At 39.8% G+C, this 20,008-nt stretch carries 17 protein-coding genes; 8 read left to right on the top strand and 9 right to left on the bottom strand.

Translation table 11 applies throughout. The annotated features are described in order from the left end of the window. Window positions 1-127: 127 nt before the first annotated feature. On the bottom strand, window positions 128-1,666 hold the full coding sequence (locus tag MSBR3_RS17840; RefSeq protein ID WP_080942364.1) for a right-handed parallel beta-helix repeat-containing protein: 1,539 nt from the start codon (window positions 1,664-1,666) through the stop codon (window positions 128-130). A 1,066-nt stretch (window positions 1,667-2,732) separates the two neighbouring features. Between MSBR3_RS17840 and MSBR3_RS17835 the strand changes: the two genes are divergently transcribed. Beyond that, the gene (locus MSBR3_RS17835; protein WP_048109572.1) at window positions 2,733-3,635 is read left to right on the top strand and encodes a polysaccharide deacetylase family protein; all 903 of its coding nucleotides are present in this window, start codon (window positions 2,733-2,735) and stop codon (window positions 3,633-3,635) included. 819 nt (window positions 3,636-4,454) lie between these two features. Beyond that, entirely contained in the window at window positions 4,455-6,227 is a 1,773-nt protein-coding gene (locus MSBR3_RS17830; RefSeq protein WP_048109571.1) for a hypothetical protein, read from the top strand. Between the two features lie 97 nt (window positions 6,228-6,324). On the opposite strand, the gene MSBR3_RS17825 is transcribed toward MSBR3_RS17830, so the two are convergent. Both MSBR3_RS17825 and MSBR3_RS17820 read right to left on the bottom strand, forming a co-directional pair. Next, window positions 6,325-6,855, bottom strand: coding sequence for a metal-dependent hydrolase (locus MSBR3_RS17825; RefSeq protein ID WP_048109570.1), 531 nt, complete (start codon window positions 6,853-6,855; stop codon window positions 6,325-6,327). Window positions 6,856-6,951: 96 nt separating this feature from the next. Beyond that, window positions 6,952-7,656: a (5-formylfuran-3-yl)methyl phosphate synthase gene (locus tag MSBR3_RS17820; RefSeq protein WP_048109568.1), complete on the bottom strand. Its 705-nt coding sequence runs from the start codon at window positions 7,654-7,656 to the stop codon at window positions 6,952-6,954. Window positions 7,657-7,768: 112 nt separating this feature from the next. On the opposite strand from MSBR3_RS17820, the gene MSBR3_RS17815 reads away from it, so the two are divergent. Both MSBR3_RS17815 and MSBR3_RS17810 read left to right on the top strand, forming a co-directional pair. Beyond that, window positions 7,769-8,503, top strand: coding sequence for a HisA/HisF-related TIM barrel protein (locus MSBR3_RS17815; RefSeq protein ID WP_048109566.1), 735 nt, complete (start codon window positions 7,769-7,771; stop codon window positions 8,501-8,503). A gap of 193 nt (window positions 8,504-8,696) precedes the next feature. Next, window positions 8,697-8,957, top strand: coding sequence for a hypothetical protein (locus MSBR3_RS17810; RefSeq protein WP_048109565.1), 261 nt, complete (start codon window positions 8,697-8,699; stop codon window positions 8,955-8,957). A gap of 106 nt (window positions 8,958-9,063) precedes the next feature. Here MSBR3_RS17810 and tmk read toward each other — a convergent pair whose 3' ends face one another. Continuing rightward, on the bottom strand, window positions 9,064-9,681 hold the full coding sequence (gene tmk / locus MSBR3_RS17805; RefSeq protein ID WP_048109563.1) for a dTMP kinase: 618 nt from the start codon (window positions 9,679-9,681) through the stop codon (window positions 9,064-9,066). A 176-nt stretch (window positions 9,682-9,857) separates the two neighbouring features. Between tmk and MSBR3_RS17800 the strand changes: the two genes are divergently transcribed. Beyond that, window positions 9,858-10,520, top strand: a complete 663-nt coding sequence (locus MSBR3_RS17800; protein ID WP_048109561.1) for a DUF166 domain-containing protein — start codon at window positions 9,858-9,860, stop codon at window positions 10,518-10,520. Between the two features lie 95 nt (window positions 10,521-10,615). Further along, a complete protein-coding gene (locus tag MSBR3_RS17795) occupies window positions 10,616-11,035 on the top strand; it encodes a DUF2111 domain-containing protein (RefSeq protein ID WP_048109559.1) in 420 nt (139 codons plus the stop codon). A gap of 407 nt (window positions 11,036-11,442) precedes the next feature. Here MSBR3_RS17795 and MSBR3_RS17790 read toward each other — a convergent pair whose 3' ends face one another. Beyond that, window positions 11,443-12,273 carry a F420-dependent methylenetetrahydromethanopterin dehydrogenase gene (locus tag MSBR3_RS17790; RefSeq protein WP_048109558.1) on the bottom strand — a complete coding sequence of 277 codons (831 nt, stop codon included), beginning with the start codon at window positions 12,271-12,273 and terminating at the stop codon, window positions 11,443-11,445. A gap of 415 nt (window positions 12,274-12,688) precedes the next feature. Here MSBR3_RS17790 and serB point away from each other — a divergent pair, with 415 nt between their 5' ends. Together serB and MSBR3_RS17780 are read left to right on the top strand one after the other, a co-directional pair. After that, window positions 12,689-13,381 carry a phosphoserine phosphatase SerB gene (gene serB, locus MSBR3_RS17785; protein WP_196296976.1) on the top strand — a complete coding sequence of 231 codons (693 nt, stop codon included), beginning with the start codon at window positions 12,689-12,691 and terminating at the stop codon, window positions 13,379-13,381. A 49-nt stretch (window positions 13,382-13,430) separates the two neighbouring features. Next, window positions 13,431-14,288 (top strand): coiled-coil protein, encoded by an 858-nt coding sequence (locus MSBR3_RS17780; RefSeq protein WP_048109552.1) that lies wholly within the window; start codon window positions 13,431-13,433, stop codon window positions 14,286-14,288. A 275-nt stretch (window positions 14,289-14,563) separates the two neighbouring features. Here the strand turns inward: MSBR3_RS17780 and MSBR3_RS17775 are convergent, their stop codons facing one another. From MSBR3_RS17775 to tgtA, 4 genes are all read right to left on the bottom strand, one after another. After that, complete coding sequence (locus MSBR3_RS17775; RefSeq protein WP_048109550.1) at window positions 14,564-15,703, bottom strand: radical SAM/SPASM domain-containing protein; 1,140 nt, start codon at window positions 15,701-15,703, stop codon at window positions 14,564-14,566. A gap of 68 nt (window positions 15,704-15,771) precedes the next feature. Further along, window positions 15,772-16,929 carry an NAD(P)/FAD-dependent oxidoreductase gene (locus tag MSBR3_RS17770; protein WP_048109548.1) on the bottom strand — a complete coding sequence of 386 codons (1,158 nt, stop codon included), beginning with the start codon at window positions 16,927-16,929 and terminating at the stop codon, window positions 15,772-15,774. 15 nt (window positions 16,930-16,944) lie between these two features. Then, on the bottom strand, window positions 16,945-17,886 hold the full coding sequence (locus MSBR3_RS17765; RefSeq protein WP_048109546.1) for a UbiA prenyltransferase family protein: 942 nt from the start codon (window positions 17,884-17,886) through the stop codon (window positions 16,945-16,947). A 336-nt stretch (window positions 17,887-18,222) separates the two neighbouring features. Next, window positions 18,223-19,710 (bottom strand): tRNA guanosine(15) transglycosylase TgtA, encoded by a 1,488-nt coding sequence (gene tgtA / locus MSBR3_RS17760; protein WP_048109545.1) that lies wholly within the window; start codon window positions 19,708-19,710, stop codon window positions 18,223-18,225. Window positions 19,711-20,008: the final 298 nt, after the last annotated feature.

Genomic DNA, 20,008 nt, shown 5'->3' with positions numbered 1-20,008 from the left:
ATTAGGCAGAAGAGCTCTAACAGCGATACATCTCGGATATACAAGAACCCTCAATTGAGGTCTATAAGCCTAAACACTAAATATAATCCGGTTTAATTTCCAAATGTCAGAATTTTTTCAGGAATTATTAATCAGAAGCAATCAAGGGTAAAGCAGTTTTAAGGTTATCAACTTTCTCATATTGTATCGAAAGGCTCAAAAAGAATCTTTTCAAGGTTCTTATAAACTCCGAAAAAACTCTTTTAAAACTCGTCGCAAAGCCTTCTTCCTGTTCGGTCTGGACTACACTTTCGTTTATTTCATAAGACATCTGTGGTCCAGCACACATAGCTTCATTCCAGGGAAAATCCTTATCCAAAGACCCATTGGTGTTCAACTTTGCAGCAAGTTCGGAGTCAGCTTTAACGTCTGAGGTGGAACTTGCATCCATATAATTTCCACCGACGTTGCCTGAAAGGCAGTTGTTTTCCAGGATAAAGGAATGTGTATTTTTTAGCTGGTTGTATATAGCATATCCTTCACCAGCTGCACGACTAGACTGTGTGTTAATTATTATATTATTTCTCACGACGGTTGTGTAGCCTGAACCTGGAGCTGAAAACTCGTCATTAACCTGTTTATGGGCAATAGCAGCACCATAGCATCCGTCGAATTTATTATTTTCTATCACTGTATTTTGGAAACCATTGAGCACTATGCCTCCTGCCCAGCTCGCGCCTTTACTAGTTCCGGTTTTATAAAATTTGTTATGATAAATTAATATATCTTTTGCAGAGTCTTTTGAATATTTTGGCCCATAACCTGTAATCCATATACCTGCTGCGTTCGTCTTATATAGCAGGTTATTGTAGATTTCAATATCATTCATTGTAGTTGACTGGCCAATTTTCTGGATTTCAATCCCTGCTCCACCTTCTCCTTTTGAGTCAATCTTATTGTTATAGAATTTTACATGGTTTGTGTTGTAAATTCTCAAACCACTATTTGTTCTACACGTTATTTCATTATTCCAGGCCTCTATATTCGAAGAATAGATGACGTAGAGAACATCATGCCCTAACTTATATGCCCTATTATTGTAAAACTTAATACCTGAACATTTTACGACTTTAAGTCCATCTCCGTGACTGTCATGCATATACATACTGTGAACCTGTATGTTCTCGCAGTTAAGGAAATAGATCAAATTGTGATAACCTTTCCCTCTACTTTTTCCATTATTTTTGTCATGATTTCCGTCAATCTCAAATCCCTTTATATTAATATCATGATTTCCGGCACTATCCATTTGCGTAATCATAGGTTTTTCTAGAGGCCAATCCGCTTTATCTTCAAGCTTAATTACAGCTGTTGAATCTCCTTCTAGAATAGTTTCATTTCCAATGTAGATACTGTCCGAAATGACGTAGGTATTGGGGCCTTCCAGATGGACGGTTGTGAATTTTGGATTTTCTGCAACATATGCAAGAGCTTTGTTTATCTCTATCTGGTCGTCACTTCCATCACAGTTAAAATTTCCACTTCCATTAGTAGCAACATAAATTGTTGTATTGGATGGCTTTGATAAGATGAAGATTATACTCGCGATTAGAGCTATAAAAATTATACAAAGAAACAGTAACTTTTTTCGGTTTCCCCACTTATACATTAGCCTTTTTCCACTCATTTCAAATCCCCAATACATTGAACTATAATCTTCAAGATTAAAAAAAGTTATCTTTTCAGGGCTACATAAATCCCTTTGAAAATATTTATATTCTTCCAGACACTCAAATTTCATGGATATAATTCAAGGGTTTTAATTTTAGAACGGTTTTTAAACATTAAATATTAATTTAAACCACTCACGGAAAATCCGGATTTTTAAGTTTATTTAGTTCTAAGTTATTGAATTTAAAAATCGCCAGGTAATTTCATCTGTGTTGAAGTAAAACTAGCTATATAAGTAGTTCTTATAAAACGCACTCTTACTCTAAAAAGAACTTTCATGTCAAATAAGCTAACAATTTATATAACATGTTAGAGCAAAATAAAAAATATTTTCAGAATAACTTGAAAGTTTTTCCATTCTATCTTCCACTTGGTTTGATAATTAAATAAATATTGTCCTGCCTACATTTTTGATATGAAATAGTTAAAGCTTATTAAAAAAGATTTTTGAGTGAATATCATCAATTAATAAATTTTTACAGTTGGTTTATTCTTAGATGTAAGGGAGTTAGGTCTATTAATGTGTTCTTAGCTGTTTCTACAATCCTGCAAAATAGTAACACTTGTTCCGGTTTCAACTTTTACCGTCTCCTAAGTACCAATATTACATTGTAGCTTACTCTGTAGGACTCTGACATGACCAGGAAATACTAAAAAAGAAACATCCTTCATTTTCAAGTAATTAATTAGGATATATAAGATATTTCGTATTAAATTTCATGATTTTTCGAGGCCCTAAAATAAACAGTCTGTTTATTGATTCTTCATTTATATCTATCTGTACCTTTGAATTAATAATTATATTTACAATGTTAAGTTCAAAAATTTCTTTCAAGATTATCCTTTACTTTTTATTTTAATCGATTCATCAAAAAATTTTTTATACTCTTATCTCCCTTTTCTAAATATCAAATTTTTTCTAAAGTGGAACTCTCATTTATTCCCATTCGCATGTAGTTTCACTATAAAGTCAGAAATTTGTTATGTAATTGTAAGCGCATTTGGTCGCGTGGCGGGGTCTCATGAGGGGGAGTTTTTCAGTTACAGTGGATATTGAAGATTGGTATCATATTCCTTCAGTCTGCAGTTCTCCTTATGCGGTTTATAGGACTGTTAATGAGTTTTTTGAAAAATGGGAGGGCAGGTACGATTACCTGACTGAACCTACAAAAAGGTCACTGGATATTCTCGATGAGTTCAATATAACTGCTACTTTCTTTGTAGTCGCGGATATTGTCGAACACTATCCAGGACTAGTCGAGTCAATTGCGGAAAGAGGGCATGAAATTGCATGTCATGGTCTGCATCATGCCTGTAAAATTGATCCTGAGACAAAGGAGCCATTAATGAGTAATGAAGAGTTTGAACAGAAAACATTGCTTGCAAAAAGAATTCTTGAAAAAGTCGGTGGAGAGAAGGTAGTAGGCTACAGGGCACCAAATGCCTTTGTAGGTGGTTGGATGCTAGATTCACTTGAAAACATCGGATTCAAATATGATTCTTCAGTTTCCGTGAATTCTCTTTATAATAAAACAGATTCATCCCTTAAGACAGTCTCATCTTTTCCTTACTACCCTATAGAGAACGGGCTTGAGGTAGGTGATGATAGAAACTTTATTGAATTTCCCTGGGCATATTATCAAAATGTACTTAAAATTCCTGCATCAGGCGGCCCAATACTTCGCTTTCTTGGAGCTCCTCTGGTATTAAACGGGCTTATCCAGAGTTTGAAAAGAGGACATACTATTTTTTATTTTCATCCAATTGATATTTCCTGTACTAAATTTCCTTCGGTAGGTAATAACAGGCCATTTTACTGGTGCATGAAAGGAAAGCCTGTAGAACATAGAATTAGCCACATTCTAAAATCCATGAGTGATGTTAAAAAAGTGTGCCTAAGAGATTACCAAGAAAATGAACTTTAAAATTTACTTCTATATCATAATCAAAAGTTTTGGCAACCTATAATTTCAAACCCCATTATTTCGTGTTTAATTTCTTCAATTAGTGAGAAGTGATATAATAATTTTAATATTTACTTCTTGAAGGCTAATATTTAAGGATTACTTCAAACCGGTTTATTTATAATCTAATTGTATGATTATATAGCATAATCCTTCCTAAATTTCCTAGTTTATTTATTTTCCATGAAAATAATCTAGTTACTTCGATCTTAAATGCATAGTTTCTTATGGAGGACTGATTTAGGGCATGTAAATGTTGGCAGGAATAACAAATAAATCTAATAAATGATGTTCATTCCGTAAGGCCAAAACTGAATATAGTATTCGCAGGATGTGTACTCAGGAAAGATATACGTAAATATACTGTAAATATATGTACTCAGGAAGGATATGCGTAAATATATTGAAAATGTGTGTATTCAGGAAGAATATATGTAAATATATTGCAAATTGCTATGACAGAAATACTAAGGTTTCTGGAAAGAAGTATAGTACGCGAAAGCCTTTAATTGTTGAATAATTTTAACTCATCAAAACATTAATTAGGTTAAGGCAGTATATCAAACTGCGCTTAAGGCACAACCATTAATTATTTGTTGGGCCGATTGAATATATGAAGAATACGATAAGAGGAGAAACAAACGAAATCTTAAGAACGAAAGTTTTTGATCCTGTGTGCTACCTGCAAAAACTCTTTAAGAGTAAAACCAAGTTTTCAGGGATATCATATTTAGGTGCGAAAACTGGACTCTGTAATTTTCAAAAAGGACGGGGGACACATTGTCTAAAACCACTAATAACATATTAAACCTTATAACATCAATCTCTCTATTACTACTAGTTTACAGTCTTTTTATTCTCAAGGGAATTCAGCCTGAAGGGTATACAGTCGATATCTATGAACAGCTTCCTTTTCACTTTTATCTTACTCTACTTCTTTGCTACATTTCAGCCTGTGTTCTACTACTCGCATATAGAAAAATGAGTGCAGTTCTTATACTGTTTCTTGTTCATACTATAGTACTGATAACTCCTCACATGCTTGGCTATGTTTCAATAGGTAGAGGAGATGCATTTTCGTATCTCGGGCTTGCAGGACAGGGTTGTAAACTCTCGGGCTTTTCCAATCTTTCTCCCACAGGTCCTCTGTTCGTTTCAGCCCTGGCTCAGGTTTCAGGCCTGGAAACATCGGCACTTTCGTACTTCTTGCCAGTATTTTTTTCAATAATATTTATTACTGGCATGTTTCTGTTCTATCGGCTTTTCATGAGCAGAGAAAAATTAGTTTTAACAGCTTTTCTCTCCTCTCTTATTCCATATTTTGGCCATTTTCAGACCTCAGCGATTCCTTATTATCTTTGCTTTTGCCTGATCCCTCTATACCTTCTTGTGTTAAGAAGTGCAATTTCGGACAAAAACAGGGCAATGGCTGTTTGCCTTCTTTTCATGATACCTTTAATTCCTTTAGCTCATCCTTTTATTTTTGCATATCTTGCCTGTTTCTCCCTGTTCCTGGCTTTCTCGAGCAAAATACTAAAGCCCGGATTTCTCCATGAAACTCTAAGTCTCAATTCTTTCTTCTCTAATGCCTCCCACCCTGCAGGAAGAAAAATGCCCATGTTTGTCTTCCTGTCAATTACCTCGATAGGCTTCCTGATTTGTGCGAAATATATTCTTCAGTTCTTTAATATATCTAGTTCAAACCTTATCCTGCGCGCTAAAATGCTAGTCAATGTAGGCTTTTCCACGTTTCCGTCAACTGAAAACGGATTTTTTGAATTTGTGCATCTCTTGAATCTCTACTATGGCAAATACTACATTCCTTTGATTTTCATCCTGATTAATTCCGTAATTGTATGGCAGAATCGTAAAAGATTTTGTCACCATTTTGTTCGTAGATACCCCCGTTTCCTGGTTCTCTATATAGTAACCTTTTTCCTGGAATTTGCTTTCCTTTTAAACCCCTTCATTTCTTATCCTCTAGATAAGTTTGAAAATTTAAGCTTCATTATTTTTGCCCAGATTCCTTTATTAGGGTATTCTCTTTACGTTATTTTCCTTAGGAAAGGATATACTCTTGGCCTTGGCTCTGCGGTGCTGATCCTTTGTCTTCTCTGGACACTGGGATTCTTCACCTGCTTCAGTTCTCCGTATACAGGTGGAGTTTCTGAAGCAATTTCGGAAAATGAGGCAGGTGGGATTCAGTGGTTATCCGGCGTGAGTGAAAATTATCCATATATTATGTCTTGCACAGATAAGGATGGAATAATCACTCAGTCTGGAATCATAAGCCCTGCTGGACTTGCTAAGGTTTCCCAAAATCCTCTTTATGCCTCTAAAAATGATTCTAAAGAAGGAACATATGTAGAAAAAGCAGCAGAAAAAGAGCCTTTCTATATTGTAGGAACCACTTTTGCTGAGGCTGCTAGGGCGCAGAAATCCAATGAAACCTCAGTTTCTAAGGGAGAAAACTCCCTCAAGGCCCAAGCTGTTTGTCCTGCTCATAAGATCTATGATTCCCTTAACATAGAAATTTATGAACATATCCCGTGAACCCTATCAGTTTTGTCTGGAGGTCAGGTCTCTTAAGAAGGTAACTTCCAGTTTTTCAAGATTTGAATTATCTTTAGAGGTTTGAATTTTTCTCCTTTTATCGATTACGAATTATCTTTCTCTTTTCGCTAATGTATTTACCAGTAAGAAGGACAATTATAATCATTCCGACGATCTCTGAAATAAAAACGTCTGTAAATCCGAGGTCGTACGATCTGCTAAGAATTATCATAAGATACTCAATAAAACTTGCTGAAATGGTGTCTTTAGGAAATTCCCAACCCAGAAATGGCCAGAAAAATACTTCAGGGCTATTCCATATCTGATCTTCAAAAATGTGGCAAAAAGATGCTCCTGCAATAATCAGGAGTTCAGATTTACCCTTGTTATATAAATAATACCCTGTTAGGCCCAGCAAAAGGCTAAAAAGTAGAGTATGGGCAAAAATTCTCCCGCTTCCTATTGTTTCAGCAAGAATTATCCTGCCAAGAGGTTTGTCGATAAAATCTGGCAGGAGCGCTCCGAATGCAATCCATGGAACCATTACCCAGAAGTTATTTTTTGAAAATACGCGGCTCAGGAGATAAAAGATCCCCAGAGTAATCCCAACATGTCCGAAAATAAACATCAGACCAAAAATAGTTATTTATTTATAATTCTTTTTCGGCAGGCCTGCCTGATGACCTGCCGGCATAAAATTTTAGTCGAGATCAAAAAGAGTTTTTTAAACCTGGCATTCAGCCACAAGCTTTTCTACCAGTTCCTGACGGATCGCAGTTGTTCTATCCCCTCCACAGACCATGCCTCGGACTCCGATGATATCCGGTCCGATTCTCTCAAGCACTGGAAGATCTTCAAACTTCAGGGAACCTGCAATCGCGTTTTCAAGTCCGCATCCATGGGCAAGATCCGTGAATTTTTTAAGTTCTTTCTCATCCATGAATTCGAAGGTGGATTTCCCATCCTTAATTGCCGTGTCAACCATCACCACATCTGCCCCAGCTTTTGCGGCGATTGAGGGAAGCAGTAATGGAGAAATTGAATTGATACGCTTGTAGTCCGAATACCCTGAGGCAACAACTTTCTTTGTTGAGTCATAGTCCTTTACAGCCTGTGTTATTTTTGTGATAAGTTCAAAGGCCTGGTCTTCAGTCTGGATATCGTAAAGGCCAACTTTAATATAATCCGCTCCTGCAACGGCTGCTCCGAATGCTGCGAGGGAAGCCGTTCCTGGTTTATAGTTAAAATCTCCTATGGTTGCGCTTATCGGCTGCCTGCCTTTTACAGCTTCTTTTACGTCCCTTATTACCCATGGGAAATTCGCACCAAGGGAACCTTCTTTCGGGTTCTTGACGTCTACAATGTCTGCGCCGCCTCTGGAAGCAATTATTGCTTCCTCTTTATTGATTGGACTTATAAGCAATTTCATAAAAATCCTCTAATTGAACATTGAATTGAAATCTTACTATGAATATTATTCTTTTTATACAATATTCTTTATTTTATATTCTTTTATAGGATGATGTAGCTATTGAATAAGTATGTTCCGCGTAATTTTTGTGATGGATATATTTAACCGTAGCGTAGTCCTTGCAAAGGGCGGTGTCAGGGAAAAATATCGTCCGGTTTCAGATACAAGTACTGTATGTAGCAGTTCGGATCCTGTTGAAATAGTGGAACTCCTGCATCCAAAGGAAGTCTATATTGCCGACCTTAATGTGCTTCAGGGCAAAGAGTCTCTCGAAACGAATGTAGAAGTGATTCGTGAAGTAAGCTTAAAGGCAGACACAATGCTTGATTTCGGAATATCGTCTTCAAAGGACGCGGACAAATCTCTTTCTATTGCAGGAACTGCCGTTATAGGCACAGAGACTGGTACACTTTCGGCAATAAAGGACATAGCATATGGAAACTCCGGAAGGATTAGTGTTAGCATTGATATAAAGCATGGTAAGGTCATGAAAAATGATCCTGAACTTCCGGAGTCTCCTTTTGAAATAGTAAAACTGTTAAATGATTTACCCTTAAAAGACCTTATTTTCCTTGACCTTGATAGGGTTGGAACAGCCTCAGGCTTTGACCCTGAATTCCTTCGAAAACTGGTTGAATGTTCCAGGCACAATGTGCTGCTTGCCGGGGGTGTCAAGGACATGGAGGATCTCTTCACTCTTGATAAGCTCGGAATAAAAGGAGCTCTGGTCGCAACTGCCATTCACTCCGGTATGGTTCCTCCAGCCGTGCTGAGTTCAGGGTTTAAATCTAATGACGAAAAATAACATTGATGATTAAAAACAAAATCTATAACTCAAAGTAAAATCAGGCAGTAAAATGAAATTGAATGATAAAAATAACTATTAACCTGAGAATCACTTTTATTTCAGTTCTATATGCCTTGTATATAATCTAGTACTTTAGTATTAAGAAAGAGTATAGATTCCATTTAAAATCACGAAATTATGAGGTTTGCATATGGTAAAGAAGGATATATCTGAAGAGAATATCGAAGAAAGCACTGAGGAGACAAGCGGGGATGGATATGTGGAGATTAAGATGGGAGGAGGCTGGTACATGACAATCTCCCTAGCACACAGTGACCGCTTCGAGAAAGAGTATGTCGAACTTGCAAAGGAGCGGGGAGGCGTAAAGAGATCCAGGTTTAACCTTAATCCCACTCATGTCAGGATGTTAGGAGAAGCCCTGATCAAGTTTGCTGATGATAATGGTCTCTAAAGAATTTTGCTGACGATAATGGTCTTTAAAGAATTTTGCTGGTAATAATAGTCTTTAAAGGACATTTCTTTTGAATGAAATTTTCCGGTTCAATCCTTACGTCTGGTCAGTTCCTGTTCAGGAACTCCAGTAATTTTTTTGCAACTTCCTTTTCTACATGTTCAGGAAAACAGGAAGCATCGATTATAACAAAGCGTTCTGGATCGTCTGCTGCAAGTTTGAGGAAAATCTCTCTGACTCCTCGCAAAAATTCTAATTTCTCGAACTTGCTTTGTTCTCCTCTCTTCCCACAGCGTTCAATTGAGATTTCGGGCCTGATATCTAAGAGAAAGGTTAAATCTGGAATAACAGTCCAGCCTCGGTGTAGATCCTTTATCCATTCAAGAGGGTTTTCCAGGCGAGTTTTCAAGGTTATGCCCTGGTAAGCATATCGACTGTCGGAATAACGGTCAGAAATTACTATCTTTCCATTTTCAAGTGCAGGCTTTATAAGTTTTGCTAGATGTTCGGCATGGTCAGCTGTAAAAAGGAAGAGTTCGGCCAGCTGGTCAGTATCTGACTGGATAGCTTTTTCCACGGCATTTCCAGTCAGAGTGCCTCTTGTTGGTTCCCTGGTAAAAACTGGTTTAAAGGCTTTAATTTCAGGGTCCTTCTGAAGTTTTTCTACAACTGTGCTTTTGCCTGAGCCGTCAATGCCCTCAAATGTGATCAGTTTTCCTCTCATAATTATCGTCTTTTTCTTTAGAGGTTTCTAGTGAAACGCGTTATCTGTATTTATATTCTAAGGTTTTCCGAGTTCGTGATAAGGTCCCAATTCCATGTATAGATGGCGAGTCGTGACCGAATTCCAGACAAAATAAGCATCTATTTATGCAATATTAAAAAATAACTTAGAATAGTATGACTGTAATAGGAGTAATTACCCGGGGCAAGTACGGGCACCGTCTTATTGAGACTGTCAGGGAACACAGTGATTTTTCAATCGTAACTGCTGATCTTCCTGAGTTCGTGCCTGTATTCATCGAAGAGCCTGATGAATTTCTGGAAACTCTTAACTTCAACAAACATGTTTTCTCTGCCGAAATTATAATTACTTATTCTCTGCATCCGGATTTGACATCCGCAATTGCAAAGCTTGCGGCAGAAGCCGGTGTTCGTTCTCTTATAGTACCGGGTGGGCCATCCAGAGCTTCAGTTCCCGAACTTAAAAAAATATCTGAAGTTTCAGGTATGGATATCGAGGTAGATGAGATCTGCTGTAGTCTTGAACCCAATGCTTTCAACAGACCGTTTACGGAACTCTTTGGGTCTCCGATCTTAAAGGTAAAAACAAAAGATGGAAAAATTACCGATGTCAAGGTAATAAAAGGTGCTCCATGTGGTAGTACCTGGTATATGGCAAAGGAAATAGTTGGACTGGAGATAAAAGACGCACCTCCAAAAGCCGGGCTGTTGATCCAGCATTACCCCTGTCGGGCGACGCGCGGAGATATTGGGGGAATCCATGAGTCAGGAGAACTGCATAAACAAGCATTTATAAAAGCCCTTGAAAATGAGGAGTGATTATATATTCTTTGAAAAAAGATATTCTAAATATGGCCGGAAAGTCGGGTCCAGCTTTTCACTTCTGAGAAGCTCTTCCTTTATGTCCTTCCCTTGTGCCCTTCCCGGTCTGTAATTACGGGGGTGAAAAAATTACTACCCTAACAATCTCAGAAGATTCAGGGTCTGAAGACCTTGAGACACTAGCAGTTGCAGTACACTCGGTAATCGGACTTCCTACAACCATTCGCAGTCTCAAGCGAAAAGGACTTCGTCTGGAAAAAGGTCAAATCCTTGACAGGGACTATACTGGGCCTGTACTCGAAGAAGTATTGAAAACAAACAAAATTGTCCACAAAGTTCCTACAGAAGGCGTGTATAGAGGAAAACATGTGGTTGTTGCTCCTATTCACTCGAAAGACGGGGAAATTGTTGCAGCTCTTGGAGTTGTGGACATACTGGCTACTATAGATCTCCAATCTGTTTTTCAGGAATATACATCGGTACTCGAAGAAGTTGAAGATGCTAAGAAGTAAACCATAGCTAAGCTAAAGAGTTAGCAGTCTCCGGAATAATTCTACCGTCTAATAGCGGCAAATCATGCAGGTCCTACTCACCGTACCGCAGGTGATAAAATTGAACATGAAGGATTACTGACATTTGGATAATATATTGGAATATTACCTGACATTTGAATAATATATTGGAATATTACCGACATTTGGATAATATAGAGTATTATCTGACATTTGGATAATATAGAGTATTACCTGATATTTGGATAATATAGAGTATTACCTGATATTTGGATAATATAAAATATTACCAACACTCCATAATTGAAAAAAATGGATATTGGAGGATTAGTTCCCTCTTATTTTTTCGGGGGAATTACTCTTTCCTCCATTTAAGCTTCCGGTTCAAACCTTAAGGTTTTCCGGCCTTACTCTGGCTTCTGGTATAGTTTTACTTTCTTCAAAAGAGTGCCGTTCTTTGCATGGGGCTGCCTGAACACGGTATCATTAGATTTTTCAATCTCTCTCGCCTGTGTTGCAAGCTGTGCAGCGGCTCCCATTATTTCGTGCCCGGCTGCAGCTGTCAGGCACACCTGATCGATTTCTTTCAACATGAAACATGCGGGGAAGTTAACCTGTGCTACTTTTTCAGCCATGTGAAGGGCAGCAAGAGCTTTTGCTTTTGCATAAGGGTTTGCGAAGCCTGCATGCTCAACGCACTTTTCAGGTTTTGCAAATATGTGTGGAAGCTCCAGGTCTTTTCCTGATTTTCCGGCAGCAACCTGGTCTGTTACTTTGTCCAGTTCTTCCTGGATGAGTCTCACAACACCACAAACGGATAATACTTTCATTGCGTCGGAATTGAAGGATGCCATCTCTACAGGGTCAAGAAACTCTCTCTTGGCTCCGATAAGAGGATCTACTGGGAGGATGATGTATCCAAAACCGTCCTTCTCAAGAGTCTCTCTGGCTTCTTTCTTTGTTGGACCATCTGAGACCACAATGCAGGGAACGTCCTTCCATATCTCACGAGCTGCAGTGGGACCCGGGGCTGCTGCGTTAGGGCTAATAATTATCACAAAATCTGCATTCCATTGTTTAAAACTTTCAGAAGCTGCAGCTTCGGCAGGGCTCATCTTGGCACCTGTACCAAATACGCGTACAGTAATTCCTTCTCTTGCTGCAATTTCGTCCTGAATCAAATTGATAACCTGGCTCATTCCCAGGTTGCCCATTTTTATAAAACCTATGTTGACCATTTTTCTCAATATCCTGTGTTAACCAATTTCTTCAATAATGGAATTCCTAATGGGTTTATAATCCTTTTGGCAGGTTATATCCTTGTCAACTTTATTTTATAAATATATATTGAATATATAATTATTATTCAATATCTTTCTCTGCCCCTCCGAAAAGCTTAAAAAGGATGTGATTTATTTCACTCAAAAACGTTGACATCAATGTGTTGTTTTGTGGTATTGTTTCACAGAACCCGTATTATAATTTGAAAACTTTATCCGTTGGTGGGCTTTTAATGTCAGGGCAAATGTATTATATTAAATTGCAGGGGTACCCCTGAAGAAGGTACACCAGGCAGCATGCCCTTTTTCGGGAAATTATCCCGCTATATCTAATAGTTATTCAGGTCCAGGTTTTGATTGAGTGAACTGTCCTATGCATAATTTTACTGGAAACAAAATGATTGTTTTTGATATGGATAGCACCCTTATAGACGCTGAGACTATCGATGAGCTCGCCAGGGCTGCAGGTGTTGTAAGCAAAGTAGAGGAGATTACGAAGAAAGCGATGTATGGAGATCTTGATTTTGAGCAAGCGCTTATTGAAAGGGTCAGACTTCTAGAGGGCCTTTCCATCGAAACTGCCCTTAGTGCGGTAAACAAGATAGATCTAATGCCGGGAGCGGTAGAACTTATCCTCTATGTTAAAAGTAGGGGCTATAAAACTGCGATGATTTCCGGTGGATTTACTATCTGCGCCGATACAATAGGCAAAATGCTTGGCATTGATTTCATTGTTTCCAACGAACTGCTTGTGGAAGACGGCTGCCTTACAGGCAAAGTTGTCGGCCCAATAACACAGAGCGACTCCAAAGCAAAGGTGTTCGAAGAACTCACCCGACTAAATGGGGTTCGGCCAGAGCAATGTGTAGTTGTCGGGGACGGCGCAAACGACGCCTGTGTCTTTGAGAGAGCAGGTTTTGCCATAGCTTTCAATCCCAAGCCCATCCTGAGGGAATATGCGGACGTGGTCATAATAAAAAAGGATCTTAAAGCCGTTATCCCTGTTCTTGAATCTCTTTCTTATCAATGTTGTAATCAGGCACAGCATGTCGACATCGAACAATAGAGCTACTAAAATGCCAGCTTTTTTGCTGGATCGGGAGGCACAATAAGAGATGCTAAAGGAACTGCAGAAAAAAAGATCAGATTTGAAAGACATTTCTGAGGAAGCCAAGGAAAAAAGGAATTCTTTAAACGCAGAGGCCAGTGTACTCGCTGCAAAGCGTAACGACCTGAACAAGAAGACAAAAGACCTTATTAATGAAGCCCAGGAACTAAAAGTCCTCAGGGATGAAATTAATGAAAAGGTCAGCGAATACAAGAATAAGCGCGATGACACTAATGCTAAGGCAAACGAGCTTTTCTCAAAGGCTGACTCCATCAGGAAGCAGAGCAATATGGGTGGCCCTTCGATCAAAGCTCTGAGAAAAGATATTGATCGCCTTGAATTTGCCCAGCAGACTGAAGTCCTGAGTACAAGCAAGGAAAGGGAACTCGTTGGGAAGATCACTCAGCTCCAAAAGCAGTATCATGTCAAAAAAGTCCAGCTCGAGAGCAACTCCGAACTAAAGGATCTCCTGGACGAAGCCCAGAAAATCCGAGATGAAGCTTCAGAATTCCATACTGAACTGGCCGAGTACGCCAGACAGGCTCAGGAATATCATGAAAAGATGATTGCAGCTTTCAAAGAGGCTGACAAAACCAGGGCAGAGTCTGACGTTGCCCACAGAGAGTTTGTAAAAGCCCAGGAAGCAGCTGACGAACAGCATAAGGCTTTCATCAATGCCCAGAAGGAAATCCGGGACCTTGACAAAGAAATCTTCAAGCTCAAGAAGAAAGACAAAGAAGGGAAATCCCGCGTTGTCAAGTCCGAACTTCAGAAGGATGCTAAATCCATCTTCGAAAAGTTCAAGGGCGGAGCAAAACTCACTACCGAAGACCTTATGACTCTTCAGAGGTCCGGTTTAGTCTGATTTGTCTCATAAACAATTAGCTGAAAAGTTTTAATTTCCGTTGCAGGTATATTTACCTGCATCCCTATTTTTTGGGTTCATTCCATCCTGTATTGTTGTACATTTTGTTTTTGTTTGACTAGCTGTTCTGTACTTTGCTATTATATTCTAGACTATATTCCAGACAGCTCAAGCTATGTTAGCTATCACTTTGTTAGTTTAAGAAAGGAATTCTAATAGCAGAACTATAACTTTCTTCACACTTTATTCCGAAACTTTCAATAGTCGCCCTCAATTTATTCTGAAAGCTTCAGGTACTTCTCCCTGAATTCGGGGTTTCTCATAAGGCAGCACTTTGCATTATATGCAGGATCTTCCCGTATCTTTTTCCAGACATCCTTTATCCTGTCTCTATGGACGTTTCCATAAGGAATCGGGATACAGGCACAGGGTAGAATATCTCCTTCCGGAGTTATATGGAGCCACTTCCGGCCTGCCATGCAGCCTGTTGTCTTCATGACCTGAGGGATAGGAAATATTCTTGGGCCTTCTTTCTCCCTGGCTCCGGACACGAAATTCTCAAATTTTCTCATGTCTTTTGGGGTCATGATTTCAGATGCATGGTCCATCCACCTGCCCGTAGGGACTATTTCGTAGAAGGAGAGTTCATGGACTCCAAGTTCCGATGAAAGAGCATATAGTTCTTCAAGCTCGTTCACATTGTCCCTGGAAAGTACCACATATATATTCACAAGCAGTCCTGCCTTAATTCCGTTTTTGACAGCTTCAACCGCGCTTTTAAAAACTCCTTTTCTACCCCTTACATGATCGTGCTTATCTTCATACGCACTATCGAAACTTACTGTTAGAGAATAAAGGCCAGATTCTTTCAGGTTGCTGGCTCGTTCTTCAGTCAACCCTACTCCTGAGGTGAACATACCTGTAATCGCTTTTTCAGGGTTTACGTACCTTATCAATTCTTCCAGGTCAGGGTAGGTCAGGGGCTCGCCTCCGTCAAAGATCAAGAAGGTTGTACCCATTTCGAGCACCTGGTCGATTGTAGATTTTACGATTTCGGGAGTAAGCTTTTTCCGGTTTTTCGTGTCAGGTAGAGCGCAGTGAATACAGTTATTAGGGCATTCTTCAGTAACAGAAATAGTTACCTGGTCCGGAATCATTTTTCCCAGTATAGAAAATACCTGGCTTTTTACCAGGCGGTCAAAACCCTTGCTTGGCACCGGGGGCATCCAGGTCGAGCATATGAGCCGGTCGGCTTCGACTTTTGCAGGCTTTTCACCTTCAAAGATTGAGAGGTTTTTCTCAAGAGTTTTTCTAATAAGGATAGATGCAGCCCCGCTGGTTTTCATCCTCATGCGTCCGTCTTCGATCTCAGTATAAACTCTAAAAAGAGGGCTTTTATAGAAATCGTATTGCATATTGTTCCTGTACCTGGCATTTGATAATGTCCATATTTCGTTCTCTTTTGCTATTATTAAATTTCAGTTTATCTATTCCTGAGGAACGCCCTGCACTTTAAGATTGCAGAGGGTTTTTTCTTCAGCATGAACGCAAAAACCTGCATAGACTGCTCAACTGAACTTCCATGAATGAATGAGAGGTCTTCCTTCTCAAAGACCTTAGTCATCTCATCAATTTCTCTATCCGTCATTTTTCTGAGAGTCTCAAGCCCTATTCGACCCAGGTAGTGTTCGGCCAGAAACTCTTTTCTCCAGCTCTTTTGGTATGCTAAGAGAGAGGATTTTGAGACATCTCTTTTACTTATGGCATTTGCAGCGACATCTCCGCATATCTGGCCTGCCCTCATTGCATAGCCTATTCCCGACTGACCTGCAGCCCCGCCAACAACCATTATCCCATCTGCTATGTACTCCTTTGGAAGGGTCACTATAGGGTCTCCTCCGGAAAGTTTTCTTACAACTTCAAGTTCTTCGAGCCCTTTAAGCTTTTTGAAATTTTCAACCCAGGCGTTAAGGTAAGGCGTTGCGTCGGTTCCACACCTGCGTACATAAGCTCCGATTGCGGCATTGTCGCCTCCTCTTGGAGAATATGTAGTTTTCCAGCCTGGAGCATGATTTCCTATATAATACTCAAACATCTTTGGTTTACCGAGTCCTGGACTTCTGATATCCAGTTCAATTCCCCAGGCAATATCTTCAGGATGCTTCATTGTCTTCAGGCCCACAAGGGAAGCCATTTTTGAATTTATACCGTCGGAAATAATAACCAGTTTTGAGGTAAATACTCCGGCAGATGTGTCAACAGTAAATTTATCTCCTTCCTTCCGGATATCCTGCACTTTCACTCCTGTTCGAAGATCTACGCCAGTTTTCGTTACTTTCTCTGCATAAAACCTGTCGAAAGCCGTTTTATCAATAGCGTATCCTGGAGCTTCAACCTCAACTGTTCTTCCTGATGGGGAAATAATCTTCATGCCTTTAAGATAATGCACAACATAAGACGGGTCTGCCTTTTCTCCGCATTTATCTAACATTCCTTTGAAAAAAGAATTTGCAGGATGGGGAGGATATCCTATCTTTTCTTTTTTTTCCAGTATAAGGACCGCTGCTCCTTTCTCACAGGCGTTCCTTGCAGCCATTAGCCCTGCAGGAGATGCCCCTATTACAATAATATCCGCATCCATTTTTCTCTACCTGTTTTACCAGAGAATGGAGGTATAACTCCCTACATAAATGCATAGTATTACGTCAAAAATCATTGACCCGAACATAATCGCTCTGTAGTTTGAACCATTAAGAAAGAGCTTGCCACCTCTATCGGGAGTAGGATGTTTGATGAAATCAAGACACTGCGTAAGCATCCAGAGTCCTGAAGTAAGGGCTCCTGCAAAGTATACAGGTCCAAGATGGGCTGACCAACCTATGATTAGTGAAGCGATAACTCCGACAATCCACCAGAACGTAACGAATCTGGCAGTAAAGGGGATTCCAAAAGTTACTGGCATCGTTGGAGCGCCTTTCAATCTGTCCCCTTCCACGTCTCTGGAAACTCCTCCAAGGGTAAAAGCCCAGTCCGTAACGCATATCATTAGCCCGAAGCAAATAGCCGGCAAAGGGAGAATTACTCCGTCACTGCCTTTCAGGAGACCTGCAGGGTCAAAGGCGAGCCAGACACCAACAGGTACAAGTCCATAGGAAATACCTACTGGCAAAAAACTGAGGAAAGTATTCCTTTTTGCAAAGATTGAATATATTGTGATAACCGCAGCTGCAATAATAAGGGTTACAAGAGATTCAGGGTTCAGGTAAGTCGCTGCTGCTCCCGCAATTAATAATAAAAATATAGTATAAATGAGTGCAGAACTCTTTGACACTTTAGAAGAGGGTAAGGGACGAGCAGGCAGGTTGATCGTATCGATATCGATATCACAGCAGTCATTGAAAACGTATGAACTTGTAATGGCTGCAAAGCCACCTATTACCGCGATCAGGAAGGGGAGAAGCTCAGGAAGTCCTCCGGTAGCCAGGTATGAAGCAAGGATTGCACTTGAGGCAGGTAGGGTAAGGTCCATGTAGTAGAGTTCGGGTCTCAACAGCCGCAGATAAGGACTCAGTTCACCGATTCTTGCTGTAAGGGACAATAATTTCACCTATATTTCTAGTTTGTACGAAAGCTCTGTATGAGCTGAAAGTCTCTGTATGAGCTTAAAAGTTTCTGTATGAGCTTGAAAGCCCTATATTCACTTTATAACTCAGCTCTTTCCCTGTTTAGAGGGTTCTTTGCAGGTAATTTATAAATGGTTGCACTTCAAAAAAGTTTCCTTTTTATCTCTTTTGAGGCAAGTTTTGATTCTTTAAGTATGAAAAACTTACAAAATCTAAAGTGCTGTATAACTAAAGTGCTGTATAATCTGAAGTGCTGTATAATCTGAAGTGCTGTATAATCTAAAGTGCTATATAATCTGAAGTGCTATTAATTAGCTCTCTGAAATTTGTTCTTTTTTCCAGTCTTCCCTGTATACCAGTTTTGCTCTTTTGCTTATTTCTTCAATTAAAGGATGTCTGAACTCCTTTTCGCAGATAAAAGTAAATTCAGCTTCTGGGTTTAAGTCGATCAGTTTAAGAGTGTTTGAAAGAGCTGTATTGAGTGATTCGTAATCCGGAAGTTTTGGGACTTCAGCATTGAAAGGATACACTTCTTCCATTTCAATTGGAAATGCTCCAAAAGGCGCTTTGAAAGTAAGGACCTGGTCGTAATCTTTCTCTCCTTTTATCGGACTTGCTCTAATAATTACCGAACCTTGAAGGCTAAATCTATTAAGTCGTTTCCCAAAACGCAGGACCTCAGGACGGAAAGAGGACTCGGGCCCGCAATAGAAGAAAGTACCTTTTGTAGCCGGATCAAGTTGCTCAAGCCAGGAAGAATGAGTATAAAGCTTTTTTAACCCGTCCAGAAGTTTAGGGTGAGAACGGCAGCGCTGCTCTACAAGTTCAAGCAGTTTTCCGTCTTTTATGCATTGTTTGATAAGCCGGATTTCGGCAAAAGTTGCATAAAGGTTATGCCTTCCAAGAAGTTCTTCCCGGTTATTGGCTTTTTTCAGTTCATCTGCAGTGTACTTTGAACAGACAGGACAGGAACAGGGAAGATAATTTAGTTTCTCCACATGGTAAGTCCCGTTTACAGTAATATAACGCCCGTCTTTTGCGTAAAGAGCATAAGCTGCCGAATCAAAAAGATCACAGCCCATGGCTACCGCAAGGGCAAACATCATTGGGTGGCCTGCTCCAAAAAGATGGACAGGGGCAGCCGGAGAGAGACTTTTTTTAGACGCAGCAATCACATCAACAAGTTCGGCATAACGGTAGGCCTCCATGAGAGGCACAACTGCTCCAAGAGGATAAACCTCAAAATTAAGGTCTTTCAGGTGGGAAGCAGCTTTTTCCCTCAGTTCAGGATATGTCGAACCCTGAACTGGCCCTGCAAGAAGCTGCTCGCCCTGGATGAACTTGCGTGCCGCTTCCAGGCGTTCGGCTGTAATTGCAAGTTCCTCTTCAGCCCGTCGGTAGTGAACATCAGGGGGTGTGGGGATGTCCAGCGGTACAATAATGTCACTTCCTATCTTTTGCTGGAACCCGAGAATTTCCTCATTCGTAACTTCGACGGACCCATATACGGAAAGCTGGAAAGAACCTGAATCCGTCATAATTGGTCCATCAAAACCCAGGAGCTCATGTAGCCCTTTTTCCAGGGCGATACTTCTCAGTTCTTCCTTGCGGTAAATAATGTAGGAATTAGTAATCAAAATCTCTGCCCCGAAGTTCCGCATTTCTTTCGGGGATATAAGCTGGATATTTGGATTAATCACAGGCATAACGGTAGGTGTCTCAACAGTCCCATGGGGAGTCCTGAGTCTTCCTATCCTGCCACCTGCGTCCTTGTCGAGAATTTCAAATATTGCTGACATGCCGGCGTTATAGATGTCTCTCAGATATATCTATCTTTGGGGAATAGTGAGAAGCCAGGATAATTCCAGTAAATCACCTGAGCTTCTTCATCAATCTTAAATGAAAAGTTGAATCACCAATATCAAGGACTTATGTTTCCCATTTACGTTTCCCATTTACGTTTCCCATTTACGTTTCCCATTTACGTTTCTCATTTACGTTTCTCGTTTACGTTTCCCATTTACGTTTCTCATTTACGTTTCTTATTTACGTTTCCCATTTACGTTTCCCATACGTTTTTCTTTATATTTCACCTGA

The sequence above is a fragment of the Methanosarcina barkeri 3 genome (genome assembly GCF_000970305.1).
In the GTDB taxonomy this organism is placed as follows: Archaea; Halobacteriota; Methanosarcinia; order Methanosarcinales; family Methanosarcinaceae; genus Methanosarcina; species Methanosarcina barkeri_A.
This window is presented reverse-complemented; position numbering and strand designations above follow the sequence as displayed.